Source organism: Roseateles sp., from assembly GCF_039595295.1.
In the GTDB taxonomy this organism is placed as follows: Bacteria; Pseudomonadota; Gammaproteobacteria; order Burkholderiales; family Burkholderiaceae_C; genus Roseateles.
The window spans coordinates 24,240-51,087 of the sequence record NZ_JBCNLU010000029.1 but is presented as its reverse complement, the minus strand read 5'-3'; the positions used below and the strand labels follow the sequence as shown (position 1 = coordinate 51,087).

Below are 26,848 nucleotides of genomic sequence, written 5' to 3'. Positions count from 1 at the left end.
AGACTGCCTCGGCCGCTTATCGGCGGGCAAGGGCAGTGATGGAATGACAAAGGAGTCGCGGTGAACAATCAGTGGTTCTCGAAAGTGGCTGTGTGGATGGTGATCGCCCTCGTGCTGTTCACCGTCTTCAAGCAGTTCGATCGCAGCGCAACCCAGGGGAATCCGATCGTCTACTCTGACTTCCTCGAGGAAGTTCGCGCGAAGCGCATCAAGCAGGTGACGCTGCAGGAGACCCCAGCCGGTACGGAAATCGTCGCGCAGACGAGCGATGGCAACAAGCTCCGCACGACCGCCCCCTACATGGATCGCGGTCTGGTCGGCGACCTGATCAACTACGGCGTCAAGTTCGACGCCAAGCCGCGTGAGGAGCCCTCGGTCCTGATGAGCATCCTGCTCAGCTGGGGGCCGATGCTGCTGCTGATCGCCGTGTGGGTGTACTTCATGCGGCAGATGCAGGGTGGCGGCAAGGGCGGTGCGTTCAGCTTCGGCAAGTCCAAGGCGCGCATGCTCGACGAGGCCAACAACAGCACGACTTTTGCCGACGTTGCCGGCTGCGATGAGGCCAAGGAAGAGGTCAAGGAGCTGGTGGACTTCCTGAAGGATCCCCAGAAGTTCCAGAAGCTGGGCGGCCGCATCCCGCGCGGCGTGCTGCTGGTCGGCCCGCCGGGTACCGGCAAGACGCTGCTGGCCAAGGCCATCGCCGGCGAGGCCAAGGTCCCGTTCTTCACGATCTCGGGCTCCGACTTCGTCGAAATGTTCGTCGGTGTCGGCGCCGCTCGCGTGCGTGACATGTTCGAGCAGGCCAAGAAGAGCGCCCCCTGCATCATCTTCGTCGACGAAATCGACGCGGTCGGCCGCCATCGCGGCGCGGGCCTGGGCGGCGGCAACGACGAGCGCGAGCAGACCCTCAACCAGATGCTGGTGGAGATGGACGGCTTCGACACCAACCTGGGCGTCATCGTGATGGCCGCGACCAACCGTCCGGACATCCTGGACCCGGCGCTGCTGCGCCCGGGCCGCTTCGACCGCCAGGTCTACGTGACGCTGCCAGACGTGCGCGGTCGCGAGCAGATCCTGAACGTGCATATGCGCAAGGTGCCGGTCGGGCAGGACATCCGCGCGGACATCCTGGCGCGCGGCACCCCGGGCTTCTCCGGCGCGGATCTCGCCAACCTGGTCAACGAAGCCGCGCTGTTCGCCGCCCGCCGCAATGGCCGGGTCGTGGACATGCAGGACTTCGAGAAGGCCAAGGACAAGATCATGATGGGCCCCGAGCGCAAGTCCATGGTCATGCCCGAGGAAGAGCGCAAGAACACCGCCTATCACGAGGCCGGTCATGCGCTGGTCGCGCGCCTGCTGCCCAAGACCGATCCGGTCCACAAGGTGACGGTGATCCCGCGTGGTCGTGCCCTGGGCGTGACGATGCAGCTGCCGGAAGGCGACCGCTACAGCATGGACAAGGAGCGCATGCTGTCGACGATCTCGGTGCTCTTCGGCGGTCGCATCGCCGAGGAGGTCTTCATGAACCAGATGACCACCGGCGCCAGCAATGACTTCGAGCGTGCCACGGCGATCGCTCGCGACATGGTCACCCGCTACGGCATGACCGACGAGCTGGGTCCGATGGTCTACGCGGACAACGAAGGTGAAGTCTTCCTGGGCCGCTCGGTCACGAAGACGACCAACATGTCCGAGGAGACCATGCGCAAGGTCGATCAGGAGATCCGCAAGATCATCGACGAGCAGTACACGACTGCTCGCGACCTGATCGAAGGCAACAAGGACAAGATGCACGCGATGGCGACGGCGCTGCTCGAATGGGAAACCATCGACGCCGAGCAGATCGACGACATCATGGATGGACGTCCGCCCCGTCCGCCCAAGGACTGGACGCCCCCGAGCAACAAGGCTGACAGCGGCGGTACGCCGGCGGTCACCACGGGCGGAGCTCCGGCAGCGGCCTGATCTCGAGGCGTACCACCACGTGGAGCCCCTGCAACTCCCTTTGAAGGCCGGTCCCAGGACCGGCCTTCTGCATTTCATATGCGCCAAGGGCTCTTTCGGCTTACGTCATACTGGCGGCTTGGCCGCGGCGCGCTGAGCGCTTGCCGCGAGCATGAGACTCACCCGCCCATGACCATCTCCCAGATCTGGAAAACCACCCGCTTCGACCTCGACTTGGCGGAGCGTCCGCTTGTCATGGGCATTGTCAACGTGACGCCGGATTCGTTCTCCGACGGCGGGCAGCACGATGACGCGATCCGGGCCATCGACTTTTGCGAGCGCCTGTTGGACGAGGGCGTCGACATCCTCGACATCGGCGGTGAATCGACGCGGCCCGGCGCCCCGCGACTGGCTGTCGACGAGGAATGGCGTCGGTTGGAACCGGTGCTGCGCGCCGCGGTGAACTTCGGCGTCCCGGTCTCGGTCGATACCTGCAAGACCGAGGTCATGCGGCGCGCGCTTGACCTGGGCGTGGACATCATCAACGACGTGCAGGCCTTGCGCGACGAGGGCGCCTCGGCGCTTCTTGCCGCACATGGCACCGCCGGCATCTGCCTGATGCACATGCGCGGCCAGCCGGCCGGTATGCAGCAGCTGACCGATTACGGCGATGTGGTGGCGGAGGTCGCCGTTTTTCTGCGGGAGCGCCTGGATCACCTTCTGTCGCTGGGCGTGGCGGCGGATCGAGTGACGCTGGATCCGGGCTACGGATTCGCAAAGACTGTCGAACAGAATCTGGAGTTGCAGCGACGTCAGCGGGAGCTTCTGGCGCTGGGGAGGCCGCTGTTGATCGGCTGGTCGCGCAAGTCGACGCTGGGCGCGGTGACGGGCAAGGCGGTGGATGAACGGGTTGCCGCCAGTGTGGGCGCAGCGGTGGCCGCTGTGTCGCTGGGCGCGCGCGTGGTGCGTGTGCATGACGTCGCGGCGACGGTCGACGCGCTCAAGGTCTGGCAGGCCTTCGGCGGGCTGCAGGCCTGAGCATTTCTCCCCCATTTCTCCTCCTCATTCCCCCTGATGGTGGATTGAGCGCGCTGACGAGCCTGGCGGGCGTCTGCCGCCCCTGCGGCTTCGGCGACAATCGTCGGATTCAGAAAATCCGATGCAGCAGGAGGTTGATTCAATGAGCCGGAAGTATTTCGGGACCGATGGAATCCGCGGGACCGTGGGCCAGACCCCGATCACCCCTGATTTCATGCTTCGACTGGGCCACGCCGTGGGGCGCGTGCTCAAGCGCAGCTACAGCAAGCCCAGTGTTCTGATCGGCAAGGACACGCGCATCTCCGGCTACATGCTCGAATCGGCGCTCGAGGCGGGCTTTGCTTCCGCCGGCGTGAACGTGCTGTTGACCGGTCCGTTGCCGACGCCCGGCGTCGCCTATCTGACTCGTGCGCTGCGCCAGCACCTGGGCGTGGTGATCTCGGCCTCGCACAACCCGTTCGAGGACAACGGCATCAAGTTCTTCTCGTCCAAGGGCGAGAAGCTGCCCGACGCCTGGGAGCTGGACGTCGAAGCCGTGCTCGATGAGCCGCCCGTCTGGGTGGACTCGGCGGGTCTGGGCCGCGCGCGTCGACTGGATGATGCGCAAGGGCGCTACATCGAGTTCTGCAAGGCCAGCTTCAGCAGCGATCTCAGCCTGCGTGGCATGAAGCTGGTGGTGGACGCGGCGCACGGCGCGGCCTATCAGGTGGCGCCATCGGTGTTCCATGAGCTCGGCGCCGAGGTCATCCCCATCGGCACCAAGCCCGACGGCTACAACATCAACGACAAGGTCGGCGCCACGGCGCCGGCGGCGGTGGTCGCCGCGGTCAAGGAGCATGGCGCCGATTACGGCATCGCGCTCGACGGCGATGCGGACCGGCTGCAGATGGTGGATGGCCAAGGCCGCCTCTACAACGGCGACGAGCTGCTCTACGTGATGGTCGCGGACCGTCTGGCCCGTGGCGAACGCGTCCCCGGCGCGGTCGGCACGCTGATGACCAACATGGCGGTCGAGGTCGCGCTGCGCCAGCGGGACGTCGAGTTCGTCCGCGCCAAGGTCGGCGACCGCTACGTCCTGGAGGAGCTGGCCGCTCGCGGCTGGCAACTGGGTGGAGAGGGCTCCGGCCACCTGCTCGCGCTGGACCGCCACACGACCGGCGACGGCATCGTGAGCAGCTTGCTGGTGCTGGAGGCCGTCTGCCGCAGCGGTCGTCCGCTGGCGGATCTGTTGGACGGGGTGTCGCTGTTCCCGCAGACCCTGATCAACGTGCGCCTGCAGGCTGATCAACAGGACTGGAAGAGCAATGCCGCGCTCGCCCGTACCGAGGCCGAAGTGACGGCCGAACTCGGCGACCGAGGTCGGGTGCTGATCCGCAAGTCCGGCACCGAGCCGCTGCTGCGCGTCATGGTCGAGGCCAGCGATGCGGCGCTCGCGCGGCGCTGCGCCGAACGTCTGGCGGACGCGATCCGCGGTTGAGAGGCGTCACGCGCCTGGCCGGTCGATGATTCGATCGGCGCGCTCCGAAGCCGGGCCTGGGCCCGGCTTTTTCGTTTCCGCCTTGCCGAGCCCCGCTGAATGATCTGCCCAAAAAATGGCCGCCGACGCGTGAGCGACGGCGGCTGAATGGCATTGGTTGCGGTCGCTCGGTGCGACTCTTCGGGGGCTGTTTGGGGAGGCCGGAGACAATCGGCCGACCTGGTCGGTGCCCGATCATGGTGCGAGACAGGCGCCGAGAAGGGTTTCCCCGCACGGCCTGCAGGCTAGGGGTCGAAAATGACAGGTCGGTGAATCGAATATGACAGAGCGGCTGACAATCCCGTTTCTCCTCTGGGGCGCTCTCCGTAACGAGATTTTTCCGAGCCTGGGTCGGCGTCATGGATGTGTCACATAGAGGTCATAGCATCCGTCCCGTTCGCCAACCAACCCCTAGCGATAGGACTGAATGACCATGAATCAACTGCGTGCTGGCCTGCTGTTCGCCGCTTGCGCCGCCATGTTCTCCGCGGCCCATGCTCAAGAGGTGACCGGTGCGGGAGCCTCCTTCCCGGCGCCCGTCTACACGAAGTGGGCCGACGCCTATAACAAGGCCACCGGTGTCCGCATCAATTACCAGTCCGTCGGTTCCGGTGCCGGCATCAAGCAGATTCAAGCCAAGACCGTCGACTTCGGCGCGTCGGACGCTCCCCTGAAGGACGACCAGCTGGCCAAGGACGGCCTGGTGCAGTTCCCGACCGTGATCGGCGGCGTGGTGCCCGTCATCAACGTCAAGGGCATCAACCCCGGTCAGCTGAAGCTGGACGGCAAGGTTCTGGCCGACATCTACCTGGGCAAGGTCACGAAGTGGAATGACCCCGCCATCGCCGCCCTGAACGCGGGCGTGTCGCTGCCGGACGCCACCATCGCCGTGGTCCGCCGCGCCGACGGCTCGGGCACCAGCTTCCTGTTCACGAACTACCTGTCCAAGGTCAATCCCGAGTGGAAGGACAAGGTCGGTGAAGGCACGGCCGTGAACTGGCCCACCGGCGCCGGCGGCAAGGGCAACGAGGGCGTGTCCTCGTACGTGACCCGTCTGCCCAACTCGATCGGCTACGTCGAGTACGCCTATGCCAAGCAGAACAAGATGACCTACGTCCTGATGAAGAACGCCAGCGGCGCCTTCGTCAGCCCCAGCGATGACGCCTTCAAGGCCGCCGCCGCCGGTGCCAAGTGGGAACAGTCCTTCTACCAAGTCCTGACCGAGCAACCGGGCAAGGACAGCTGGCCCATCACCGGCGCGACCTTCATCCTGATGCACATCGCCCAGGACAAGCCGGCCAGCGCCGCCGCCACCCTGAAGTTCTTCGACTGGGCCTACACCCAGGGCGACAAGATGGCCGACGAGCTGGACTACGTGCCGCTGCCCACCAGCGTCAAGGATCTGGTCCGCAAGCAGTGGGCCTCCCACGTGAAGGACGCTTCCGGCAAGGCCATCGCTTACAAGTGATCGCCATCTGCTGAAAACAGCCCGGCGCTCCTGATTCAGGGGTTCCGGGCTTTCGTACAAGACGCGTCCGGCGACGCATCGGACGCGACAAGACGTCGTCTGAGATTCAAAACACCAGCGGAGGCCCCGTGGCCGCAATACTTCCAGCCAATTCCCTAGATCGACAGCGCGGCGAGGAGCGTACCCAACCCCAGGGCCGTCCCCCGCAACGCCGCCGCGTGGCCCCTTGGGCGGACACGGTGTTCTCCCTGCTGACCCATGGCGCGGCCTGGCTGACCTTGGCCCTGCTGGCCGGCATCATCGGCTCGCTGCTGATCGGCGCGGCACCCGCCATCAAGCAGTTCGGGCTGGGCTTCCTGGTGAACACGGACTGGGATCCGGTCCAGGAGAAGTTCGGCGGCCTGGTGATGATCTACGGCACGCTGATGACCTCGTTCATCGCGCTGCTGATCGCCGTCCCGGTGAGCTTCGGCATCGCGCTGTTCCTGACGGAACTGGCCCCGGGCTGGCTGCGCCGCCCGCTGGGCATCGCCATCGAGCTGCTGGCCGCGGTCCCGTCCATCGTCTACGGCATGTGGGGCCTTTTCGTCTTCGGCCCCATCCTGGCAACCTACGTCCAGGAGCCGATGCAATCGCTGCTCAGCGGCATCCCGTACCTGGGCGCGCTGGTGTCCGGCCCGCCCGTCGGCATCGGCATTCTGTCGGCCGGCATCATTCTGGCCATCATGATCATCCCGTTCATCGCGTCGGTGATGCGTGACGTGTTCGAAGTCACCCCGGCGATGCTGAAGGAGTCGGCCTACGGCCTGGGCTCCACGACCTGGGAAGTGGTCTGGAAGGTCGTGCTCCCGTACACCAAGACCGGCGTGGTCGGCGGCGTGATGCTGGGCCTGGGCCGCGCGCTGGGCGAAACCATGGCCGTCACCTTCGTGATCGGCAACATGAATCAGCTGAAGTCGCTGTCCATGTTCGAGGCCGCCAACACCATCACCTCGGTGCTGGCCAACGAGTTCGCCGAATCCGGTCCCGGCAGCCTGCATCAGGCCTCGCTGCTGTACCTGGGCCTGGTGCTGTTCTTCATCACCTTCGTGGTGCTGGCGTTCTCCAAGGTCCTGCTCAACAAGCTCAAGAAGAACGAAGGAGCCCGTACATGAGCGCCACCTCCGCCAACCGCATGGCGATGTACCAGAAGCGCCGGCGCATCAACGTCATCGCGCTGACGCTCTCGCTGGGGGCGATGTCCTTCGGCCTGATCTGGCTGGTCTGGATCCTGTTCGAGACCATCACGCAAGGGATCGGCGGCCTGAACTGGGCCACCTTTACCCAGATGACTCCTCCGCCGAACTCGGATGAGGGCGGCATCGCCAACGCGATCTTCGGTTCGGCGCTCATGGTCTGCCTGGCCACGTTCGTGGGCACCCCGATCGGCGTGCTGGCCGGTGTCTACCTGGCCGAGTACGGGCAGAAGACCTGGCTGGGCGCCTCGGTCCGCTTCATCAACGACATCCTGCTGTCGGCCCCGTCGATCGTGGTGGGTCTGTTCGTCTACACCATGATCGTGGTGAAGCTGCGCAGCTTCTCCGGCATGGCGGGTGTGATCGCGCTGGCGCTGATCGTGATCCCGGTGGTCATCCGCACGACCGAGAACATGCTGAGCCTGGTCCCCAACGCGCTGCGCGAGGCGGCCTACGCGCTGGGTACGCCCAAGTGGAAGGTCATCATGACCGTGACGCTGAAGTCGGCGCGCGCGGGCGTGATCACCGGTGTGCTGCTGGCGCTGGCCCGTGTCTCGGGCGAGACCGCGCCGCTGCTGTTCACCGCGCTGAACAACCGCTTCTGGTCCACCGACCTGACCGGCCCCATGGCCAACCTGCCCAAGGTGATCTTCGACTTCGCGATGAGCCCCTACGGCAACTGGCAGAAGCTGGCCTGGGCGGGCGTGTTCATCATCACCATCGGCGTGCTGCTCCTGAACATCCTGGCCCGTGTCCTGTTCAAGGAAAAGCACTGACCGGCCCGTCGGTCTCCGCCCCGCATTCAAACGAATTCAAGAGAATCAACATGGACGTCAAAGTCGATATGCCGGTGACCGAGAAGGCCAAGCTCTCGGTGAAGAACCTCAACTTCTACTACGGCAGCTTCCACGCGCTGAAGAACATCAACCTGGACATTCCGGAGAACAAGGTGACCGCCTTCATCGGTCCCTCGGGCTGCGGCAAGTCCACGCTGCTGCGCACGCTGAACCGCATGTTCGAGCTCTATCCGGAGCAACGCGCCGAAGGCCAGATCCTGCTGGACGGGGAGGACATCCTCACCAGCAAGGAAGACGTGTCGCTGATCCGTGCCAAGGTCGGCATGGTGTTCCAGAAGCCGACGCCGTTCCCGATGTCGATCTACGACAACATCGCCTTCGGCGTGCGTCTGTTCGAGACGCTGTCTCGCGTCGAGATGGACGAGCGCGTGGAGTGGGCGCTGAAGAAGGCCGCGCTGTGGAATGAAGTCAAGGACAAGCTGAACCAGAGCGGTTCGGGCCTGTCGGGCGGTCAGCAGCAGCGTCTGTGCATCGCCCGGGGTATCGCCATCAAGCCGGAAGTCCTGCTGCTGGACGAGCCCTGCTCGGCGCTGGATCCGATCTCGACCGGCAAGATCGAGGAGCTGATCCACGAGCTCAAGCACGAGTACACCGTCGCGATCGTGACGCACAACATGCAGCAGGCCGCGCGTTGCTCGGACTACACCGCCTACATGTACCTGGGCGACCTGATCGAATTCGGACCGACCGCGGAGCTCTTCATGAAGCCCAAGCGCAAGGACACGGAAGACTACATCACCGGTCGTTTCGGCTGATCAAACAGGGAGCAACAACATGACCGACAAGCATCTCTCTACTCAATTCGACGCCGAGCTCAGCGGCATCTCCACGCGCGTCCTGGAGATGGGCGGCCTGGTGGAATCGCAGGTCGCGCAGGCCGTCGAGGCGCTGGGCTCCTTCAGCGGCGACATCGCCAGCCACGTGCTGAAGCAGGAAGAGATCGTCAACACGATGGAGATCGAGATCGATCGCGATCTGTCGACCATCATCGCCCGCCGTCAGCCGACGGCCCGCGATCTGCGCTTGCTGATCGCCGTGTCCAAGACCATCGCGAATCTGGAGCGCGTCGGCGACGAGGCGGCCCGCATCGCCCGCACGGTGCAGCGCCTGATCAATACCGGCGTGTCCAGCCGCCTGCGTCTGCCGATGTCCGACCTGTCGTACGAGGCCGAGCTGGCCACCGCGCAGCTGCGCAAGGCGCTGGACGCCTTTGCCCGCCTGGACGTGGACCGCGCGCTGGAAGTGCTCAAGGCCGACGACCAGATCGACAAGGAATTCGACGGCCTGATGCGCAAGCTCATCACCTACATGATGGAAGACCCGCGCACCATCTCGTCGTCGATCGACCTGGTCTTCGTCGCCAAGGCGATCGAGCGCGTGGGCGACCACGCCAAGAACCTGGCCGAAGTCATCATCTACGTGGTCAAGGGCACCGACGTCCGCCACAACACCCCCGACGCCGTCGAGAACATGGTGCGCTGAGCACCGCAGCGATGAACCCGAGCGGGCCGGCGCCGCTCCCCTGAGGGAGCCGCCGCCCCGCGAGGAACGAACAAGAGGAGTTACCCCGCATGAGTCGCATCCTGGTCGTCGAAGACGAATCCGCCATTGCCGAACTGATCTCCATCAACCTGCGCCACGCCGGTTTCGAAGTGACCCTGGCCGGCAATGCCGAGCAGGCCCAGCTCGAAGTCGACCGCGTGCTGCCGGATCTGGTCGTGCTGGACTGGATGCTGCCGGGCCAGACCGGTCTGGCGCTGGCCCGCCAGTGGCGCGGCGCCACCCGCACGCGCGAGCTGCCCATCATCATGCTGACGGCGCGCGCGGAAGAGATGGACAAGGTGTCCGGTCTGGACGCCGGCGCCGACGATTACCTGACCAAGCCCTTCTCGACCAACGAGCTGCTGGCCCGCATCCGCGCGGTGCTGCGCCGCAAGGCGCCCGAGGCCCTGGATTCGGCGGTCGACGTGGGCGGTCTGGTGCTGGATCCGGGCACCCGCCGCGTCAGCCGCGAGGGCGTCGAGGTCAAGCTCGGCCCGACCGAGTTCCGCCTGCTGCATTTCTTCATGACGCACCCGGAGCGCGTGCACAGCCGCTCGCAGCTGCTGGACCGCGTCTGGGGCGATCACGTCTTCATCGAGGAACGCACCGTCGATGTCCACGTCAAGCGGCTGCGCGAGGCGCTGGAAAAGGTCAACTGCCAGCGCATGATCGAAACGGTGCGCGGCGCCGGCTATCGCCTGACCCAGCAGAGCAGCGCCCTGTCGGCCTGATCCCGCCATGGCCTGGATGTTGTCGCGGGTGCTGATGCTGGTGCTGTGCACCGGCGTCGCGGGTGGCTTGGGGTGGTGGCTGGGTGACTGGATCCGGATGCCGCATCTGGCGGCCGCGCTGGCCGCTGGTCTGGCCGTCGTGATGATGGCGCTGTGGGATGCGGCGCGCGCGCACCGCTTGATCGGCTGGCTGCGCGGCGACCAGGAGGACGACGCGCCCCGGCTCGGCGGCCTCTGGGGCGAGATCGCCTACCGCGTCGAGCGCGGCCTGCGCGACCGCGAGCGCCGTTATGAGCGCGAGCGCCAGCAGTTGGAGCAGTTCCTGCTCGCGATCGAGGCCTCGCCCAACGGCGTGATCCTGCTCGACGGGCAGGACCACATCCAGTGGTGCAACGTGGTCGCGGGCGATCATTTCTCGCTCGATCCGCAACGGGACAAGCTGCAACGGATCACCAACCTGGTCCGTTATCCGGCATTCGTTTCGTATCTCCAGAACGGCAACTTCCAGCAGCCGCTGACGCTGAGCAACCTGCGCGGCAAGTCCACCGTGCAAGTGCTGGTGCGGGATTACGGCGTGGCCGGCGAGTGTCGCCGGCTGGTGCTCTCGCTGGACGTCACCGACCGCGAGCGCAACGAGGCGATGCGGCGCGACTTCGTCGCCAACGTCTCGCACGAGGTCCGTACGCCGCTGACCGTGCTGGCCGGCTTCATCGAGACCATGGCCAGCCTGCAGCTGACCGAGGCCGAGCGCAAGCGCGTGCTGCATCTGATGCAGCAGCAGACGACGCGCATGCAGACGCTGGTCGGCGACCTGCTGACGCTGGCGCAGCTTGAGGGCAGCCCGCGTCCGCCGGCTGATCATTGGATCTCGCTGGATCCGCTGCTGACCCGCATCGCGGCCGATGCGCAGGCGCTGTCGGGCGGTCGGCATGAACTCGTCTGCGAGCGCCAGACCGGCGTCGAGCTGGCGGGCGTCGAGACCGAGGTGCTGAGTTCCATCGCTAACCTGATGAGCAACGCGGTGCGCTACACGCCGGAGGGCGGGCGCATCGAGCTCCAGTGGCGCTGGTTGCCGGACCATGGGGGAGAGATCGCGGTGATCGACAACGGCCCGGGCATCGCGCGCGAGCATCTGCCGCGTTTGACCGAGCGCTTCTATCGCGTCGATGGGAGCCGCTCCCGCGACACCGGCGGCACGGGGCTGGGGCTGTCCATCGTCAAGCACGTCGTGCAGCGCCATGGCGGCGAGCTGCGCATCGAGAGCGAACCGGGCAAGGGCTCCAAGTTCAAGCTGATCTTCCCGGCGGCGCGCATCCGGCTGGCTGACTCGACGGCGATGGGCGATGAGTCCGCACCCGCAGCGCTGGCGGGCGGCGAGGATCTCTGATCCGCCATCCGCCATCCGCCATCCGCCATCCGCCATCCGCCATCCGCATTCAGCGTTCCAAAGATCCGATGAAGAACGGCCGCTCGATGGGCGGCCGTTTTGCTTGGCGCGCAGCTTGGAGGGGCTTGCGCCTCCCGCCGATCAGCGGTCGCGCGCCAAGACCAAGTAGGTGCCGAAGCGATCCGTCGGGCGCCGCACGACGCCGAGCACATGCCAGCCTGATGGCGCTGCGGGCGTGGCCTCGCCCTGCGCCAGCATGCCGAAGGAGCACTGGGTGGCGTTGAACTCGCGCGTGGCGTCCACGGTCCAGTGACCTTGGAACTCAAGCGCCGCCAGTGTCGGCAAGGGCAGGGCGGGCGCGGCGATGCAGTCGACCTCGGCCGGCAGGTGGGCCGCGATGCGGTCCACCAGCGGCTTGTTGCTGCGCGCGTAGTCCAACGGATGCAGGCCCAACGTCATCGCCAGCAGCCAGGCCAGCGCCACGCCGCCGGCGGGCAGGGCCAGGCTCTTCCAGATCGCGTGGCGATGGCGCGCGGTGCGCCAGCGCACCAGCCAGATCCAGGCCAGCGAGCCCAATACCGCCAGCACGAAGCTCAACAGCCCGAACTGCGGTTCATAGCCTTGCGCCAGGCGGCGGACATTGGACAGGAACTTGGCCGGCCAGCCCAGCTGCAGCGCGCTGTAGTAGAGCCACAGGAAGATCGCCCCGGCGCTGAAGAAGAAGACCGAGAACCAGTCGAGCAGGGCGCTCGCGCTGCGTTGGAAGGTCGGCAGGGCGAAGCTCGCCAGCACGGCCAGCGGCGGCAGGGCCAGCAGCAGGGCGCGGTCATCGGCGCCCATCAACAGGCTGCACAGCAGGGGCACCAGCGCGGCCAGCAGCGGCACCGAGATGTGGCGCCGCATCAGGTGCGAGCGCCAGCGCCACAGCGACCAGGCCGCCAGCGGCCAAGCCGGCCAGCAGAACCAGCCGATCAGGCGCAGCCAATCGAGCACGCTGCGGCCGCTGCCACGCAAGCGCCAGGCCCAGCCATGCATGGGCCAGGCGACCAATGCCGCCAGCGCCATCGCCGCCAGGATCCAGGGCAGGAACTTGCGGGCGTCCTCATAGGTCGAGCGGTGGCAGAGCCAGAGTGCTCCGAGGGCCAGCGCCAAGGCCACGGCGGGTGCGCCGCTGGTGGCCAGGACGGGCAGCGCGGTCAGCATCGCGGCGCGCGCCTTCCAGGTGCGGAAGGGCAGTGCCGCCAAGCTGTAGACGAACAACGTGATGCCCAGCAACTGGAGGATCTCGGGTGTCGTCTCGTGGCCCAGGCGCAGCAGGCCGACGCTGGCGATCAGCGCGAGCAGGCAGCCATCGGCCATCGCGCGGGCGTAGTCGACCGCATGGGCCTCGCCACCGAAGGCGAAGGCCACGGGCTGGGCGGCCTCGGTGCGGGCCAGGTGCAAGCAGCTATACCAGGCCAGTGCCAGGACCGCGGCCAGCATCAGGCCGAAGGGAATGCGCGCGGCCAGCGAGGGCTCCAGGAAAGGGAGCAGTTTGATGCCGAGTGCGCCGATCCAGTACGGGAGCAGGCCGCCCTCGGCGGGGATGCCAGCGATGGCGGGTTGCAGCCAGGACGCGTGGCCCTGCGCGATGCTGGCGATGAAGCCGAAGGCGGTCAGGTCCGCATTGCGCCAAGGGTCGCGGCCGAACAGGCCGGGCAGCACGTAGGCGGCGCACAGCAGCAGCAGGGCCCAGCGCGGAATCGGGTGCGTGCTGCGCTCGGCCACGACGGCCGGGGTGGGCAAATTCATGCGCTCGTCTCGTTCTCGTTGTTCGATTCTGGGGCGCATCATGCCGCAGCTTGGCAGGGCTCAAGTGAAGAAAGCCCGAAGCCGAGCGGACATGAAAAAAGGCAGCCGGATCGGCTGCCTTCTGTTCGTCGTCTGACGGGCCCGAAGACCCGGCAGAGAAGCCTGATCAGGCCTTCTTGGGGACGATGCCGGCAAACTTGTTGCGGAACTTCTCGACGCGACCGCCCAGGCTGTCCACGCTCTTTTGCGTGCCGGTGTAGAACGGGTGCGATTCGCTGGAGGTTTCCAGCTTGACCAGCGGCAGCTCGCGGCCGTCGTCCAGCTTGATCGAGTCCTTGGTCGTCACCGTCGAGCGGATGATGAACTGCGAACCGTTGGACTGGTCCACGAAGACCACGTCGCGATAGTTGGGGTGAATGCCTTCTTTGGCCATGTCGAATACCTCGCTGCGGTGCCGCCAGCCACACTGCCCCTTGCAGTGCACTTGTCGACAGCGGAAAAACGCGGAGTATAGCTGAAAACGCAGAAGCCGCCCAGAGGGCGGCTTCCTTGAAGTCCAGCATGCGATGAAGGCGGTCCTACTGCGCCGACCTTCCCAGCCAGTGCGCGCACGACGCGCACTGTCCTTCGATCGGCGTCGGACAGGCCGCAGGGCCTGTCCTCGGTCCGATCTCAGCCCCCGCGCCGCATCATGTCGAAGAAGTCATGGTTGTTCTTCGAGGACTTCATCTTGTCGAGGATGAACTCCATCGCCTCGATCTCGTCCATCGGATACAGCAGCTTGCGCAGGATCCAGGCCTTTTGCAGGATCTCCGGCTTGAGCAGCAGCTCTTCGCGGCGGGTGCCCGACTTGTTCAACAGGATCGACGGGTAGACGCGCTTCTCGGCCATGCGGCGATCCAGGTGGATTTCGCAGTTGCCGGTGCCCTTGAACTCTTCGTAGATCACCTCGTCCATCTTGGAGCCGGTGTCCACCAGCGCGGTGCCGATGATGGTCAGCGAGCCGCCTTCCTCGATGTTGCGCGCCGCGCCGAAGAAGCGCTTGGGGCGCTGCAGCGCGTTGGCGTCCACGCCGCCGGTCAGGACCTTGCCCGAGCTCGGGAGCACGTTGTTGTAGGCGCGCGCCAGGCGGGTGATCGAGTCCAGCAGGATGATCACGTCCTTGCGCAGCTCGACCAGGCGCTTGGCGCGCTCGATGACCATCTCGGCGACCTGCACGTGGCGGGCGGCCGGTTCATCGAAGGTCGAGCTGATGACCTCGCCGCGCACGGTGCGCTGCATCTCGGTCACTTCCTCGGGGCGCTCGTCCACCAGCAGCACCATCAGGTGGGCGTCGGGATAGTTGGCCGCGATCGAGTGCGCCAGATGCTGCATCATCATCGTCTTGCCCGACTTCGGTGGGGCGACGAGCAGCGCGCGCTGGCCTTTGCCCAGCGGAGCGATCAGGTCGATGATCCGGCTGGTGATGTTGTCCTCGCTGCGGATCTCGCGCTCAAGCTTGAACTGCTCCTTCGGGAAGAGCGGGGTCAAGTTCTCGAACATGATCTTGTGCTTGGACTCCTCCGGGGTCAGGTCGTTCACGCGGTCGACCTTGACCAGGGCGAAGTAGCGTTCACCGTCCTTGGGGACGCGCACTTCGCCTTCGATCATGTCGCCGGTGTGGAGGTTGAAGCGGCGGATCTGGCTCGGAGACAGATAGATGTCGTCCGTGGACGCCATGTAGCTGGTCTCGGGGGAGCGCAGGAAGCCGAACCCGTCGGGCAGGACTTCCAGCACGCCGTCGCCGAACACCTGTTCGCCGGCCTTGGCGCGCTTTTTCATGATCGCGAACATCAGCTCCTGCTTGCGCATGCGGGCGACGTTGTCGATCTCCAGCTCTTCGCCCATCTTGATCAGGGCGGAGACGTGAAGCGCCTTCAGTTCAGAAAGATGCATGGGGGGGTTGACCCGGTCTGTCGTCCAGGGCCTGCCAAGGCCAGGGACACAAACAACGGCGAGCCCAAGGGACGCGCGTGCCGCGTTGGTGCGGACTTGAGAGATGCGTGGAGTCTTGGGCGCCGAGTCCACGCGCTCACCCGGAACGATCAACGGCGTCCAAGAGACGCCGAGAAGAGCCCGGGAGGGCGTGTTGGCAGTTGACCGCCGAGGTCGCTAGGGCCCCGGCGGATCGGATGATTATAGATTGGCGTCGAGGAAGGACGTCAACTGGGCCTTGGAGAGCGCGCCGACCTTGGTCGCCGCCAACTGGCCGCCCTTGAACAGCATGAGCGTCGGGATGCCGCGGATGCCGAACTTGGCGGGGATGTCGCGGTTCTCGTCGACGTTGAGCTTGGTGATCTGCAGGCGGTCGCCGTAGTCCTTGGCCACTTCGTCCAGGATGGGGGCGATCATCTTGCAGGGGCCGCACCATTCGGCCCAGTAGTCCACCAGCACGGGCTTGTCGGACTGGATGACGTCGCTGTCGAACGAGGCGTCGGAGATGTGTTTGATCTGTTCGCTGCTCATGGAGATGGTCCTTGCGTGATGTCCCTGCCGGGGCAGGATGCCTCGGTCGGTCAGGCGGCCGGCCGGGAGACAATGCGTCGCCACGAGGGCCCAGGGCTGCAGGGAGCGATGATTCTCACACAAGCCCGGAAACCTCGGCCCGAGTAGGCGCACCGGCTACATGACGGTGCGCGAAGCGGATCTCAAGGCGGCCGGACATGGCCGTTCGCTATCGTCGCCATCAACCGAATCTTCAGCCTGTCCACTCTGTCGATGCCGCCGTCCTTCGCTCCGCCCGCCTCATCGCTTGCCTCGCCGCTCGCTTCATCGTCTGCCGCGGCCTTCACGCCGGGGCAAGCGCCGACCCCGGTCGACTTCCCGCTCACTCCGGCCCACACCAGCGCCGCGATCTGGGAAGGCGTCACCCGCCGGGCCTCGGACTGGCTGGAGGCCCAGGGCCTGTCGGCCCGCGACGCGGTGCTGCTGCTTCCCTTTGCCCAGCATCTGCAGCCGGCGCGGCTGGCGTGGATGAAGCTCTCGCGTTGGCAGCCGCGCATCGAGACGACGCGCAGCCTGGCCTCGGCGCTGGGGCCGGCGGCGCTGTCGCAGCCCCTGCAATTGACCGGAGACGCCGCGATCGACGCGCTCACGGCTCGCACACTGCTGCGGGGGCAGACCTGGGCCGAGGGGCTGCGGGACGAGGATCCGCGCGCCCACGATGCCGCGGTCGAGCGTCTGGTCGAGGCCGCGAATGCGCTGGCCGCCGCCGCCCGACTTCGCGCGCCCGATCGCCGTGCCGAGTTCTGGGAGCGGGGGCGACAGCTGCTGGCCGCGCAGAGCGGCGTCGGGCATCTGGAGCGCGCGCTGCTGGCCGTGGCGCTGGAGTGGGCCGCCTCGGACCCGCGCGCCCCGGCCACCGACGGGCTCTTCGCGCTGCGCCCGAGCGCTTGGCTGCATTTGCAATGCGGCGGGCCGGACCTGCTGGCGGACGCGCTGCTGGACAGCGCCGAGGCGGCCGGCATTCCGTGCCTGCGTCTGAGCGCGGACCTGCCGCTGGATGAGCTCTTCGCCGGCGGCGCGCCGCAGGGGCGCATCGAGCAAGCCGTCTGCGAGGACTTCGAGGACCTCGCCCAGTGCAGCGCGGCCTCGGTGCTGGATCACTTGCAGGCCGGCCGCGCGCCGGTGGCGCTGATCGCGCAGGATCGGGTGCTGCTGCGCCGCGTGCGCGCGCTGCTGGAGCGTCAGGGGCTGGGCATCAAGGACGAGACCGGCTGGACGCTGGCCACCACCGCGCCGGCGGCGCAGCTGATGGCGATGCTGCGCGCGGCTCGGCACGGAGCCGGCGTCGACGACTGGCTGGCCTGGCTGAAGACGCCGCTGGCCGCGTCGCTCAGAGACGTGGGCGGCGCGGGCGCGCTGTCGGCGTTGGAGGCCAAATGCCGGCAACGCGGCTGGTCCTCGCCGCTGGCGGTGCGTACCGACTGGCTGCCGGCGGGGAGCGCCCGGATCTGGGCGCGCGCGCAAGAGGCGCTCGCCCCCTTGCAGCACCGCGGCGCGCAAGCGCTGGAGCAATGGCTCCAGGCGCTCAAGGACGTGCTGGAAAAACTCGGCGCCGACGAGCAGCTCAAGCGACAGCCCGCCGGCGGTCCGCAGGTGCTGGACACGCTGTGGCTGAGCAAGTCGCCCTGGCCGGGCTCGGCGCACGAGGCGGTGCTCAAGGAGGCGCAGCTCAGCGCGTCGGAGTTCGTGGGCTGGGTGTCCGACACGCTGGAGGCCGGCCAATACCAGCCGCCGCTGGAGGGCGGACTGCAAGTGATGATCACGCCGCTGGCGCGCACCATGCTGCGGCCCTTCGGCGCGGTGGTGCTGCCGGGCGCGGACGCGGCGACGCTCGGCCCGGTGCCGCCCGGACCGGTGCTGGTGGGGGACCGGCTCGCCCGTGAGCTGGGTCTGCCGACCGTTGAGGACAAGCGCCAGGCACTGGCCTGGCAATTCGCGCAGCTGATGCGCGCACCGGCGCTGACGCTGCTGCGTCGCGGCCACGTCGGCAGCGAGCCGCTGGCTGCCAGCCCGTTGCTGGACCGGCTGGATCTGGCACTGCAGGCGGGCGGTCACGGCCCGCTGCCGCACTGGACTGATCCGCGCATCGCCGCGCCGGTGGCGCCCGCGCACACGGCCCGGGCGAGTGCGCGCGCGCAAGGCCGCTTGCCGTCTGCGATGAGCGCGAGCGCCGTTGAATCGCTGCGCCAGTGTCCCTACCAGTTCTTCGCCCGCGTGCTGCTGGGTCTGCGCGAGTCCAACGAGCTCGAGGTCCAGGCCGACAAGCGCGATTACGGCACCTGGCTGCATGCGGTGCTGCACCAGTTCCATGACGAGCGGGCGCGGGGCGTCGATCCGCTGCTCGACGACGCGGCGCGGATCGAGCGCGCGGCGCAGGACCAGATGCGCGAGCTAGGCCTGTCGGCGGCGGAGTTCCTGCCGTACTCGGCCAGCTTCGCGCGCTTCGCGCCGGCCTATCTGGGCTGGCTGGCCGAACGCGAGGCCGAGGGCGAGCGCTTCGCCCAAGGCGAGGTCGAGCGGCGCGTGCGGCCCTGGGCCGGCATCGAGCCGGCGCTGGAGGACCTGGTGCTGCTGGGCCGGCTGGACCGCATCGACGCGGCGCCCGACGCGCGCGTGCTGATCGACTACAAGACCGGCAGCGTGAAGGGCCTGAAGGACAAGGTCGCCGATCCGCTGGAGGACACGCAGCTCGGCGTCTACGCCATCCTGATGGGCGCCGGCCACGCCGCAGACTCCTCGCACCGATTGAATCTCTCCCAAGGTTCGAATCTCTCCCAAGGCTCAGCCCCCTCGCAAGCCTCGGTCAACCCCCTCTCCCGCAAGGCGGGAGAGGGTGGGGGAGAGGGTCTTCGCGCCCAATACCTCGCCCTCGACGACAGCAAAGGCATCGCCTCGATCGAGCACGAGGACGTCTCGACCACCGCCGCCGTGATGCTCGACGGCCTTCGCGCCGACCTGATGTCCATCCACGCCGGCGACCCCTTGCCCGCCCTGGGCGAGGGCGCCGCCTGCGACTACTGCGAGATGCGCGGCCTATGCCGCCGCGACGATTGGGAAGGAGCCGCGCCGTGAGCGCTCAAGCCGCCTACACGCTCAACGACGCGCCGGTCGCGCGCGAGCGCTTCTACGAACTCGCCTGCGACCCCGCGCGCAGCGTCGTGGTCGAGGCCTGCGCCGGCGCGGGCAAGACCTGGATGCTGGTGTCGCGCATCCTGCGCGCGCTGCTGGACGGCGCGCAGCCGCAGGACATCGTCGCCATCACCTTCACCCGCAAGGCTGCCGGCGAGATGCGCGCCCGCCTGAGCGAGTGGCTGCACGAGTTCGCCCATTGCGACCACGACGGCCGCATCACCGCGCTGCGCCAGCGCGGCCTGCCGCAGGCGCAAGCCGAGGCGCTCGCGCCCCAGCTGGCGACGCTGCAACAGCGGCTGCTGCAATCAGCGCGTCCTGTCGAGATCCGCACCTTCCATGCCTGGTTCTCGCAGCTGCTGCGCGCCGCGCCGCTGGAGCTGCTGCGCGTGCAAGGCCTGTCCCCCGAGCTGCAGCTGCTGGACGACGAGAGCGACCTGATGCCCGAGCTCTGGCAGCGCTTCCACACCGCCGTGCTGGCCGACGAGACGCTGCTGGCCGATTACCGCTCGCTGAGCCTGATCCACGGCCGCAACAAGCTGATCGGCTGGCTGGAGTCGGCATTTTCCAAGCGCGTCGAACTGCGGCTGGCGCATCAGCATGGCCGCCTCCTGGACAGCATGCCGACGGCGGCCGAGGTGGTGCCCGAGTTCGCCGCCTTCGCCACACCGCTGGACGCCTTCGGGCCGATGCGATCGGACCTGCAGTCGCTCGCCATCGAGCTGGGGCAGGGCAAGAACAAGACGCAGAAGACCGCCGCCGTGGCGGTCGAAACCGCGCTGACGAACTTTCCCGCCGGCGCGGGCGCCGATGCCGAGGCACTGGCCGCCGTGCGCGCCGAGCTCTTCACCCAGAAGGGCACGCTGGTGAAGGCGCTCGGCGATTCGCCCTTGCTGCTGCAGCTGGGCGATCAGCTCACGCGCTTGCAGCAGGCGCTGGATCAGGAGTGCGCGCGGGCCTGGCATCAGCAGATGTGCGGGCTGGCGCTGGTGCTGCTGGACGAGTTCGAGGGCCTCAAGCGCGAGCGCGGCTTCGTCGACATGAACGACCTGGAGCGCGGCGCGCTGGCGCTGCTGGGCGATCCGGCGCTGTCGGGCTGGGTGCAGGAGCGGCTGGACAGCCAGGTCCGGCATCTGCTGATCGACGAGTTCCAGGACACCAGTCCGCTGCAATGGCATGCCCTGTATGCGTGGCTGTCGGGCTATGTCGGCGCGGGGGGCGGCGTCAGCGGGCAGCGGCCGCCGTCGGTGTTCATCGTCGGCGACCCCAAGCAGAGCATCTATCGCTTCCGCCGCGCGGAGCCGCGTGTCTTCGCCGCGGCGCGCGATTTCGTGCGCGAGGGGCTGGCCGGCGTGCTGCTGGCCTGCGATCACACGCGGCGCAATGCACCGCCGGTGCTGGATGCCGTCAATGCGGTGTTCGAATCGGCGAGCCTGGCGCAGCAGTACTCGGGCTTCCGCGCGCACACGACCGAGGCGTCGGAGCCGCAGCCGCTGGATGGGGTGTTCTTCATCGACGGCGATGAAGAGGAGGGCGATGAGGCCGAGGGCTCGTCGCGCGATCCCCGGGTTTGGCGCCCCAGTCTCACCGAGCCGCGCCGCGAGCCCGAGCTGCATCGTCGCGAGGCCGAGGCGGCGCGCATCGCCGCGTGCGTCGCCGATCTGCTGACGCGTGGCGAGGCGACGCCGGGCGAGATCTTCGTGCTCGCCCGCAAGCGCGAGGGGCTGCGGGTGCTGGCGCAGGTGCTGAAGGCGCGCGGCATCGCGCATGCGGCGCCCGAGGACATGGCGCTGCTGGACGCGCCCGATGTGCGGGACCTGCTCGCCTTGCTGGATGCGTTGGCGTCGAGCGGGCATCAGCTGTCGCTGGCGCATGCGCTGCGCAGTCCGCTGTTCGGCGCGAGCGAGGCCGATCTGCTGTGGCTGGCCGCCGAGGCGCGCTCGGCGCGCTGGCTGGGCGTCGAATGGCCGGTGGAAGCGCCTGCGCGAGCGGCCGAGCCGGCGAGCGAATCGGCTGTGATGGACGAAGCCGTTGGGGTGGACGAAGCCGTCGCGCTGAGCCAGGCGCCGACCCCGGCCCCGACCTCCCGGAGCTGGTGGGAAGTCCTGCTGCAAGCGGAGCCGGAGACGCTCAGCGACACGCTGCGCCGCGCGCAGTCGCTGCTGTCGCGCTGGGCGTCGATGGCGGTGCTGCGCAGCCCGCACGACCTGCTCGACGCGATCGTCCATGAGGGCGATCTGATGGCGCGTCTGGCCGCGGCTGTCCCGGGCAGCGAGCGCCGCGCGCGTCTGCATGCGGTGGAGGCGCTGCTGTCGTTGGCGCTGGAGCTGGACGGCGGACGCTACGCGGGGCTCTATGGTTTCGTGCGCGCGCTCAAGAGCCGGGCGCTCAAGCTGGGCGCGCCGGCCGAGCCGGACGCGGTGCAGTTGCTGACGGTGCATGGCGCCAAGGGACTGGAGGCCAAGGTCGTCATCCTGATGGACGCCGAGGCGGGCCCCGCTCGCGCCGAGAGCATGGCGCTGGCGATCTCGTGGCCCGTTCACGAGCCCGTGCCTCGCACGGTCGCTTTCATCGTGTCCGAGGCCAAGCCGCCGCCCGCGTTGCAAGCGCTGCTGGACGACGAGAAGGATCAGCGCCAGCGCGAGGAGCTCAATGCGCTCTACGTCGCGATGACGCGGGCACGGAGTCGATTGATGCTGAGCCGCACGCCGGCTCGGCGCGCCAGCGCGAGCGCCACGTGGTGGGCGCGGATGCAGCCGCTGGCGACGGCGCTCGCCGTGCCGGAGGTCGAGGTGTCGGCGACGTCGGCGGAGGTCGGCCTCTCAGGGTTGAAGCTGCTGCCGCGCGTGGAGCCGCTGCCGGCGCCCGATGAGACGGTGGACGATGCGGAGGTCGCGGTCGGGCAGAGTCCCGACGAGGTCGACGAAAGCGCCGCGCTCGGCGAGGCGCTGCATCGGGTGCTCGAGTGGCGCAGCGGGCCGCAAGGGCGCGCGCATTCGCTGGAGCGTCTGATGGACGCCGCCGCGCAGATGTACGGGCTGGACAAGCGTCGCGACGATAGGCTGCGCCGCAGTGTCGCCGCCATCCTCGGGAGCCGGGATTGCGCGCCGTTCTTCGATGGGGAGGCGCTTGAGTGGCAGGGCAATGAGGTGCCGCTGAGCTGGCGTCATCACGACATGCGGCTGGACCGGCTGGTCTGCCGTCTGGATGCGGCGGGTGTGCCGACGTGGTGGGTGCTCGACTACAAGCTGCACCCGGCGCCGCAGAACAACCCGGAGTACATCGCCCAGCTGTGGCGCTATCGCGAGGCGGTGATGGCCTTGCAGCCCGGTGAACCGGTCCGCTGCGCCTTCATCACGGGGCAGGGGAGGCTGGTGGATTGCACCGAGCAGGTCGCGGGGGCGGCGGATCTGTTTGCGTGAGCGCGGAAGACCCTCTCCCCAGCCCTCTCCCGCAAGCGGGCGAGGGGGGCAGGCAGCCTCCCTTCACCCCGCCGCGTTGTAATCCCCCTCCGATGGCCGGCTGTGCCATGCCACCGACGTCGTCGTTGGCCACGGTCCCCCGTCCCCGATCCGCTGATGCACGGCCTGGGCCGCGATCGCCGCCGCCTCCAGCACCCGCACCAGCGCCTGGATCTCGCCCAGCGACGGCTCCGGCATCGCCGTCCGCAGATAGACATTCCCGCGCAGGCTCAGCAGCACGAACGGCCGTCCCTCGATCAGCACATCCTGCGTGGCCTGCGCCAACCGGTCTGACAAATCCTTGTCCAGCCAGGCCATCAGCAGCTCGCGGTTGATGCCCAGCGCGCCGAAGCGCTGCCGCACCAGCTTGGATTCGATCTGCGACTGCTTGGGGAACATCACCAGCCAGCGCATCTCCTCCGGCGTGTCCGTGTCCACCCGCGTGCGCAGCGTGTCCGTGTAAGCCTCGAAGACGCTGCGTTCCAGATGCTCCATCAGCTTGCGCTCGATGATCATCATCTGCATGTCGGCATTGAGCTTGAGCTCACAGCGCATGCGCAGTTCGTGGCCCTCGATGTAGCTGCGCTGCGAGGGGCCCCACTCGATGCGGGTCAGGCCGGGCAGGGTGCGGGGCAGGTCGATCACCAGACCGCGACCGTCGCGGGCGTGGCGCAACTGGCCGCCGCGGTCGTCGGCCCATTCGCGCAGGGGGCGCCAGCGCGCGGCATTGGCGCGGGCCGTGAGCCACTGTTTGACTTGTTTGATTACCATGAGGTGGGACGATGCGCGGGCGCCGCGGTGCGCGGGCATCGGATGGCCGACGACCGGGGCCTCGCGCCCCAACGGAGAACGCAGAATGATCGAAGTGTATTCATGGCCCACGCCCAATGGCCACAAGGTCCACATCATGCTGGAGGAATGCGGCCTGCCTTACCGGGTCATTCCCGTGGACATCGGCGCGGGCGAGCAGTTCGACGCCAAGTTCCTGTCCTTCAGCCCCAACAACAAGATCCCCGCCATCGTCGATCCGGTGGGACCGGACGGCCGTCCCATGGCGCTGTTCGAGTCCGGCGCGATCCTGCTCTACCTCGCCGGCAAGACCGGCCGCTTCCTGCCGGCCGACACCCGCGGCCGCTACGAGGCGCTGCAGTGGCTGATGTTCCAGATGGGCGGCATCGGGCCGATGCTCGGGCAGACGCACCACTTCCGGCTCTACGCGCCCGAGAAGATCGAGTACGCCATCGACCGCTACACCAACGAGGCCAAGCGTCTTTACGGCGTCGTCGACAAGCGCCTGGCACACAGCAAGTACATCGCCGGCCCGGACTACGGCATCGCGGACATGGCGATCTTCCCGTGGCTGCGCGGCTGGAAGAATCAGGGCGTGGACCTGGCCGAATATCCGCATCTGCGCGGCTGGTTCGACGAGATCGCGGCGCGCCCGGCGGTGCAGCGCGGCGTCGCGGTGCTGGAGGAAAAGCGTCGGCCGCTGGTCGACGACAAGGCCCGCGAGCAGCTGTTCGGGGCGGCGCAGTACAAGCGCCGCTGAATGCCGGCAGCGGCTCGGCGCGGGCGTCGCGTCGTCTGCGCTGATCCTCGCGGCAGCCGCGGGGGTCAGATCTTGCCTAGACGCGCGCGGTCGCCGAGCTCGGTGAGCCAGCGTTTGCCGTCCTCGCGGATCGGCGTGGCCAAGCCCTTGTCCTGCAGGCGCTGCTGCATCTCCTCGCTGACGGGCATGCCGCCGGGCGATTGCGGGATGAAGTAGAGCGCGGCCCGCTCTTCCGGCGTGATGACCAGATCGGCGGGAGGGACGGGGGAGTTCAGATGAGGCGCGGCGGACATGCCGAATTATCAGGCCTCCCGGCGGCGGCGAACCGCGAAGGCGGCCAGACCGGCGATCGCCAGCAGCGCCAGGGAGCCCGGCTCCGGCACGGCGTTGACGCGCGGCGAGACGAAGGCCAAGGCATTGGCCATCAGCAGGGCGCCGTCGGTCGACGAGTCCCACTGGCCGGGCGAGGCATCGCCGGACACGGGGTAGAAGTTCAGACCGACCACGGGGGCGTTGTGGTCCAGGCGGTAGGCGGCCAGCGGCTGGCCGGTGCTCCAACTCGCCACCAGCGTGCTGCCGGCCTTGAGCGTCAGTCGGTTGTTGCACTGGCCGGTGGCGGCGTTGATCGCGTCGATGCCGGCCATCAGCGGGCTGCCCGGCAGGGCGACGGTGCCGAGCGTGCCGCAAGCTGCTTGATAGAGGGTCGAGTTGAAGACGTCGTAGTTGCCGGTGACGAAGCGGCCGCTGAGGCCGCGCAGGCCGACGGTGAAGTGCGACAGGCCCGCTTCGACCACGCCGCCGCCGGCGTCCACGAAGTCGGCCAGCACGTTGCCCAGGAGAGTCGCGCTCGAGTAGGCGCGGTCGGAGAAGACCAGTACCGCGTCATAGGCGCTCAGCTGAGCGAGCGTGGGCGTCGCATTGCCGACGTCGAAGATGTCGACGCTGCCGCTGATCAGGCCGGTGGCGGAGATCTTCTTCTGGATGTCGACCAGGCCGGCCTGGCCGCTGGCGTTGGGTGCGCCGAGGATCAGGGCCGATGCGTTGGCGGCGACGGCGCCCAGGCACAGCGTCGCGGCGACGAGGGTGGAGCGGACCAGGCGCAGGGAAGCGGGAATGCGGGACATGGTGACGGACTTCTTCTTGTGGTTGTGATGACGGGTGAAGCGTCCCTCGAAGCAACATCCGCGCCATTGGGCGGCGGCCCTTGATACCTCAAGGACTTGGCCATTGGCGCGAGGGAAGGTCAAGGGGCGGGTGTAAGGCGGGCCGACAGTGTCGGGGCGAATGCCGCGCGGGCTCGCCCGCTCGGTTTCAAGTCAGGCATGTCGAATGCGGAGCGTCTTCGCGCAGGGGCTTAACGGCGCGCGGCATGGCGCCTGGAGGCGGTTGGAGCGACACTTGCCCAGCGTGGACGCGGCGAGCCGGCGCCAGGGTCGGGTCTTGAGCCGCCAATCCCATGCACAACCAGAAGGAGCCCTCTCCATGCAGAGCAACACCGAGCACACCGACAAGGTCGGTGCCGTCGAGAGTCACAACGGACGCTGGTTCGTCCGAGAGGTGGTGGGGGAGGCCGCACCGTTCCGAGCGCGATACCTGGTGATCGCCGCGCATGCGCAGCCGGACGGGCAGGCGGTGCTCGACGGCTATTGGCATGAACTGGAGCGGAGCTTCGACTCGTGGAACTACGCGGCGGATGCGGCGCTGGAGGCGGCGCAACGGGCGATTGATTTCAGGCCGTGAGGGTGTCGATCCCCGTGGGCTCGGAGCGCTGAATCGCTCTCTCAAACGAGCACCGGGGCGTTCATTCGAAGCGCCTGAAAATCGCGCTACAATCTGCGGCTTCGTCGGGGCGTAGCGCAGCCTGGTAGCGCATCTGCTTTGGGAGCAGAGGGTCGCGAGTTCGAATCCCGCCGCCCCGACCATCATTTCGAAAGCCGCAAGGAGTGTTTGCTCCTTGCGGCTTTTTCGTTTCCGGTCCAGCCCTCTCGGCTCCGGTGTTTCCCGTCCCGCAAATCGGTGTTCACGATGCGACCACAGCTCCGTTACGCTTCTCTCACAAGCAGAAGAACGACGAAGAGACAAGAAGCGCAGCAAGCGTTGGACGTCGAGGGAGAAGCATGGGAACGATCTCGGGATGGGGCGAGTGGGCCTTGGGCGTGGCGGCGTGCGTCGCGCTGATCGGCATCTTGTGGCGGAGCGCGCGACGCGCGGCTCGCCGAGATGCGGCGCTCACGCCAGAAGAGCGGATTCAGCGGGACAAGGACGATGCCTGGTGACGCAGGCTAATCAGCGGGGCTGCAAGGGCTGATCGCCCGTTGCGCTGCGTCGCTGAGGCTCGCATCATCGGCACCCGAAGCGGTGCCGATGCTCAGCACGACGAAGGACAGTCCAAGCATGCTGAGCGCCAACACGAAATCGCCGATGGCCTGCTCGACGCTGAGCGACCAACGCCAGATGCCTATGGCCACGCATGCACCCGCGATCGCGGCCAGCCCGATGGCCCCGACCTTCCACCCGAGGTTCATTCTTCTCTCCCGTGCATCGGACCCCAGAGCAGTGCGGGAGGCACCGCGCCCAGCGCCGATGTGGCGCACCGATGACCGTGCCGATGCGCCCCCGCTGTGGCGCGAGGCCGCCGCCGCTCTCTGGAGCGATC

22 protein-coding genes and 1 tRNA gene are annotated in these 26,848 nt (G+C 67.7%); 15 read left to right on the top strand and 8 right to left on the bottom strand.

Annotation, left to right across the window (positions count from 1 at the left end; translation table 11 throughout):
* Positions 1 to 60: 60 nt before the first annotated feature.
* From ftsH to phoR, 10 genes are all read left to right on the top strand, one after another.
* Complete coding sequence (ftsH, locus tag ABDW59_RS18490) at positions 61 to 1,965, top strand: ATP-dependent zinc metalloprotease FtsH (RefSeq protein ID WP_343631802.1); 1,905 nt, start codon at positions 61 to 63, stop codon at positions 1,963 to 1,965.
* A 168-nt stretch (positions 1,966 to 2,133) separates the two neighbouring features.
* Entirely contained in the window at positions 2,134 to 2,982 is an 849-nt protein-coding gene (gene folP, locus ABDW59_RS18485) for a dihydropteroate synthase (protein WP_343631800.1), read from the top strand.
* A gap of 142 nt (positions 2,983 to 3,124) precedes the next feature.
* The gene (glmM, locus tag ABDW59_RS18480) at positions 3,125 to 4,459 is read left to right on the top strand and encodes a phosphoglucosamine mutase (protein WP_343631798.1); all 1,335 of its coding nucleotides are present in this window, start codon (positions 3,125 to 3,127) and stop codon (positions 4,457 to 4,459) included.
* A gap of 517 nt (positions 4,460 to 4,976) precedes the next feature.
* Positions 4,977 to 5,966 (top strand): phosphate ABC transporter substrate-binding protein PstS, encoded by a 990-nt coding sequence (gene pstS, locus ABDW59_RS18475; RefSeq protein ID WP_343631822.1) that lies wholly within the window; start codon positions 4,977 to 4,979, stop codon positions 5,964 to 5,966.
* 218 nt (positions 5,967 to 6,184) lie between these two features.
* A complete protein-coding gene (pstC, locus tag ABDW59_RS18470; RefSeq protein ID WP_343631796.1) occupies positions 6,185 to 7,120 on the top strand; it encodes a phosphate ABC transporter permease subunit PstC in 936 nt (311 codons plus the stop codon).
* The gene (gene pstA / locus ABDW59_RS18465) at positions 7,117 to 7,977 is read left to right on the top strand and encodes a phosphate ABC transporter permease PstA (RefSeq protein ID WP_343631794.1); all 861 of its coding nucleotides are present in this window, start codon (positions 7,117 to 7,119) and stop codon (positions 7,975 to 7,977) included. The genes pstC and pstA overlap by 4 nt, the downstream gene beginning before the upstream one ends.
* Positions 7,978 to 8,027: 50 nt before the next feature.
* Positions 8,028 to 8,813, top strand: coding sequence for a phosphate ABC transporter ATP-binding protein PstB (gene pstB, locus ABDW59_RS18460; protein WP_067064275.1), 786 nt, complete (start codon positions 8,028 to 8,030; stop codon positions 8,811 to 8,813).
* Between the two features lie 19 nt (positions 8,814 to 8,832).
* Positions 8,833 to 9,540 (top strand): phosphate signaling complex protein PhoU, encoded by a 708-nt coding sequence (gene phoU, locus ABDW59_RS18455; RefSeq protein WP_067064277.1) that lies wholly within the window; start codon positions 8,833 to 8,835, stop codon positions 9,538 to 9,540.
* An 89-nt stretch (positions 9,541 to 9,629) separates the two neighbouring features.
* Complete coding sequence (phoB, locus tag ABDW59_RS18450) at positions 9,630 to 10,331, top strand: phosphate regulon transcriptional regulator PhoB (protein ID WP_343631736.1); 702 nt, start codon at positions 9,630 to 9,632, stop codon at positions 10,329 to 10,331.
* A 7-nt stretch (positions 10,332 to 10,338) separates the two neighbouring features.
* Positions 10,339 to 11,718 carry a phosphate regulon sensor histidine kinase PhoR gene (gene phoR, locus ABDW59_RS18445; RefSeq protein WP_343631734.1) on the top strand — a complete coding sequence of 460 codons (1,380 nt, stop codon included), beginning with the start codon at positions 10,339 to 10,341 and terminating at the stop codon, positions 11,716 to 11,718.
* A gap of 141 nt (positions 11,719 to 11,859) precedes the next feature.
* On the opposite strand, the gene ABDW59_RS18440 is transcribed toward phoR, so the two are convergent.
* The 4 genes from ABDW59_RS18440 to trxA form a co-directional block, all read right to left on the bottom strand.
* Positions 11,860 to 13,509: a hypothetical protein gene (locus tag ABDW59_RS18440; RefSeq protein WP_343631732.1), complete on the bottom strand. Its 1,650-nt coding sequence runs from the start codon at positions 13,507 to 13,509 to the stop codon at positions 11,860 to 11,862.
* Between the two features lie 166 nt (positions 13,510 to 13,675).
* Positions 13,676 to 13,942 carry a type B 50S ribosomal protein L31 gene (locus tag ABDW59_RS18435; protein ID WP_343631730.1) on the bottom strand — a complete coding sequence of 89 codons (267 nt, stop codon included), beginning with the start codon at positions 13,940 to 13,942 and terminating at the stop codon, positions 13,676 to 13,678.
* Positions 13,943 to 14,181: 239 nt separating this feature from the next.
* Entirely contained in the window at positions 14,182 to 15,444 is a 1,263-nt protein-coding gene (gene rho, locus ABDW59_RS18430) for a transcription termination factor Rho (protein ID WP_343631728.1), read from the bottom strand.
* A 240-nt stretch (positions 15,445 to 15,684) separates the two neighbouring features.
* Positions 15,685 to 16,014 carry a thioredoxin TrxA gene (gene trxA, locus ABDW59_RS18425; RefSeq protein WP_067064289.1) on the bottom strand — a complete coding sequence of 110 codons (330 nt, stop codon included), beginning with the start codon at positions 16,012 to 16,014 and terminating at the stop codon, positions 15,685 to 15,687.
* Between the two features lie 252 nt (positions 16,015 to 16,266).
* On the opposite strand from trxA, the gene ABDW59_RS18420 reads away from it, so the two are divergent.
* Entirely contained in the window at positions 16,267 to 19,125 is a 2,859-nt protein-coding gene (locus ABDW59_RS18420) for a PD-(D/E)XK nuclease family protein (protein ID WP_343631724.1), read from the top strand.
* A complete protein-coding gene (locus tag ABDW59_RS18415; protein WP_343631722.1) occupies positions 19,122 to 22,604 on the top strand; it encodes a UvrD-helicase domain-containing protein in 3,483 nt (1,160 codons plus the stop codon). The genes ABDW59_RS18420 and ABDW59_RS18415 overlap by 4 nt, the downstream gene beginning before the upstream one ends.
* A 63-nt stretch (positions 22,605 to 22,667) precedes the next feature.
* Here ABDW59_RS18415 and ABDW59_RS18410 read toward each other — a convergent pair whose 3' ends face one another.
* Complete coding sequence (locus ABDW59_RS18410) at positions 22,668 to 23,414, bottom strand: hypothetical protein (RefSeq protein WP_343631720.1); 747 nt, start codon at positions 23,412 to 23,414, stop codon at positions 22,668 to 22,670.
* An 85-nt stretch (positions 23,415 to 23,499) separates the two neighbouring features.
* Here ABDW59_RS18410 and ABDW59_RS18405 point away from each other — a divergent pair, with 85 nt between their 5' ends.
* On the top strand, positions 23,500 to 24,192 hold the full coding sequence (locus tag ABDW59_RS18405; RefSeq protein ID WP_343631718.1) for a glutathione binding-like protein: 693 nt from the start codon (positions 23,500 to 23,502) through the stop codon (positions 24,190 to 24,192).
* Positions 24,193 to 24,257: 65 nt separating this feature from the next.
* On the opposite strand, the gene ABDW59_RS18400 is transcribed toward ABDW59_RS18405, so the two are convergent.
* Both ABDW59_RS18400 and ABDW59_RS18395 read right to left on the bottom strand, forming a co-directional pair.
* The gene (locus tag ABDW59_RS18400; protein ID WP_343631716.1) at positions 24,258 to 24,485 is read right to left on the bottom strand and encodes a hypothetical protein; all 228 of its coding nucleotides are present in this window, start codon (positions 24,483 to 24,485) and stop codon (positions 24,258 to 24,260) included.
* A 9-nt stretch (positions 24,486 to 24,494) separates the two neighbouring features.
* Positions 24,495 to 25,316 carry a PEP-CTERM sorting domain-containing protein gene (locus ABDW59_RS18395; RefSeq protein WP_343631714.1) on the bottom strand — a complete coding sequence of 274 codons (822 nt, stop codon included), beginning with the start codon at positions 25,314 to 25,316 and terminating at the stop codon, positions 24,495 to 24,497.
* Positions 25,317 to 25,674: 358 nt separating this feature from the next.
* Between ABDW59_RS18395 and ABDW59_RS18390 the strand changes: the two genes are divergently transcribed.
* Both ABDW59_RS18390 and ABDW59_RS18385 read left to right on the top strand, forming a co-directional pair.
* Positions 25,675 to 25,932, top strand: a complete 258-nt coding sequence (locus ABDW59_RS18390; protein ID WP_343631712.1) for a hypothetical protein — start codon at positions 25,675 to 25,677, stop codon at positions 25,930 to 25,932.
* Between the two features lie 105 nt (positions 25,933 to 26,037).
* A tRNA-Pro gene (locus tag ABDW59_RS18385) sits at positions 26,038 to 26,114 on the top strand.
* 360 nt (positions 26,115 to 26,474) lie between these two features.
* Here the strand turns inward: ABDW59_RS18385 and ABDW59_RS18380 are convergent.
* Entirely contained in the window at positions 26,475 to 26,717 is a 243-nt protein-coding gene (locus ABDW59_RS18380) for a hypothetical protein (protein WP_343631710.1), read from the bottom strand.
* Between the last annotated feature and the right edge of the window lie 131 nt (positions 26,718 to 26,848).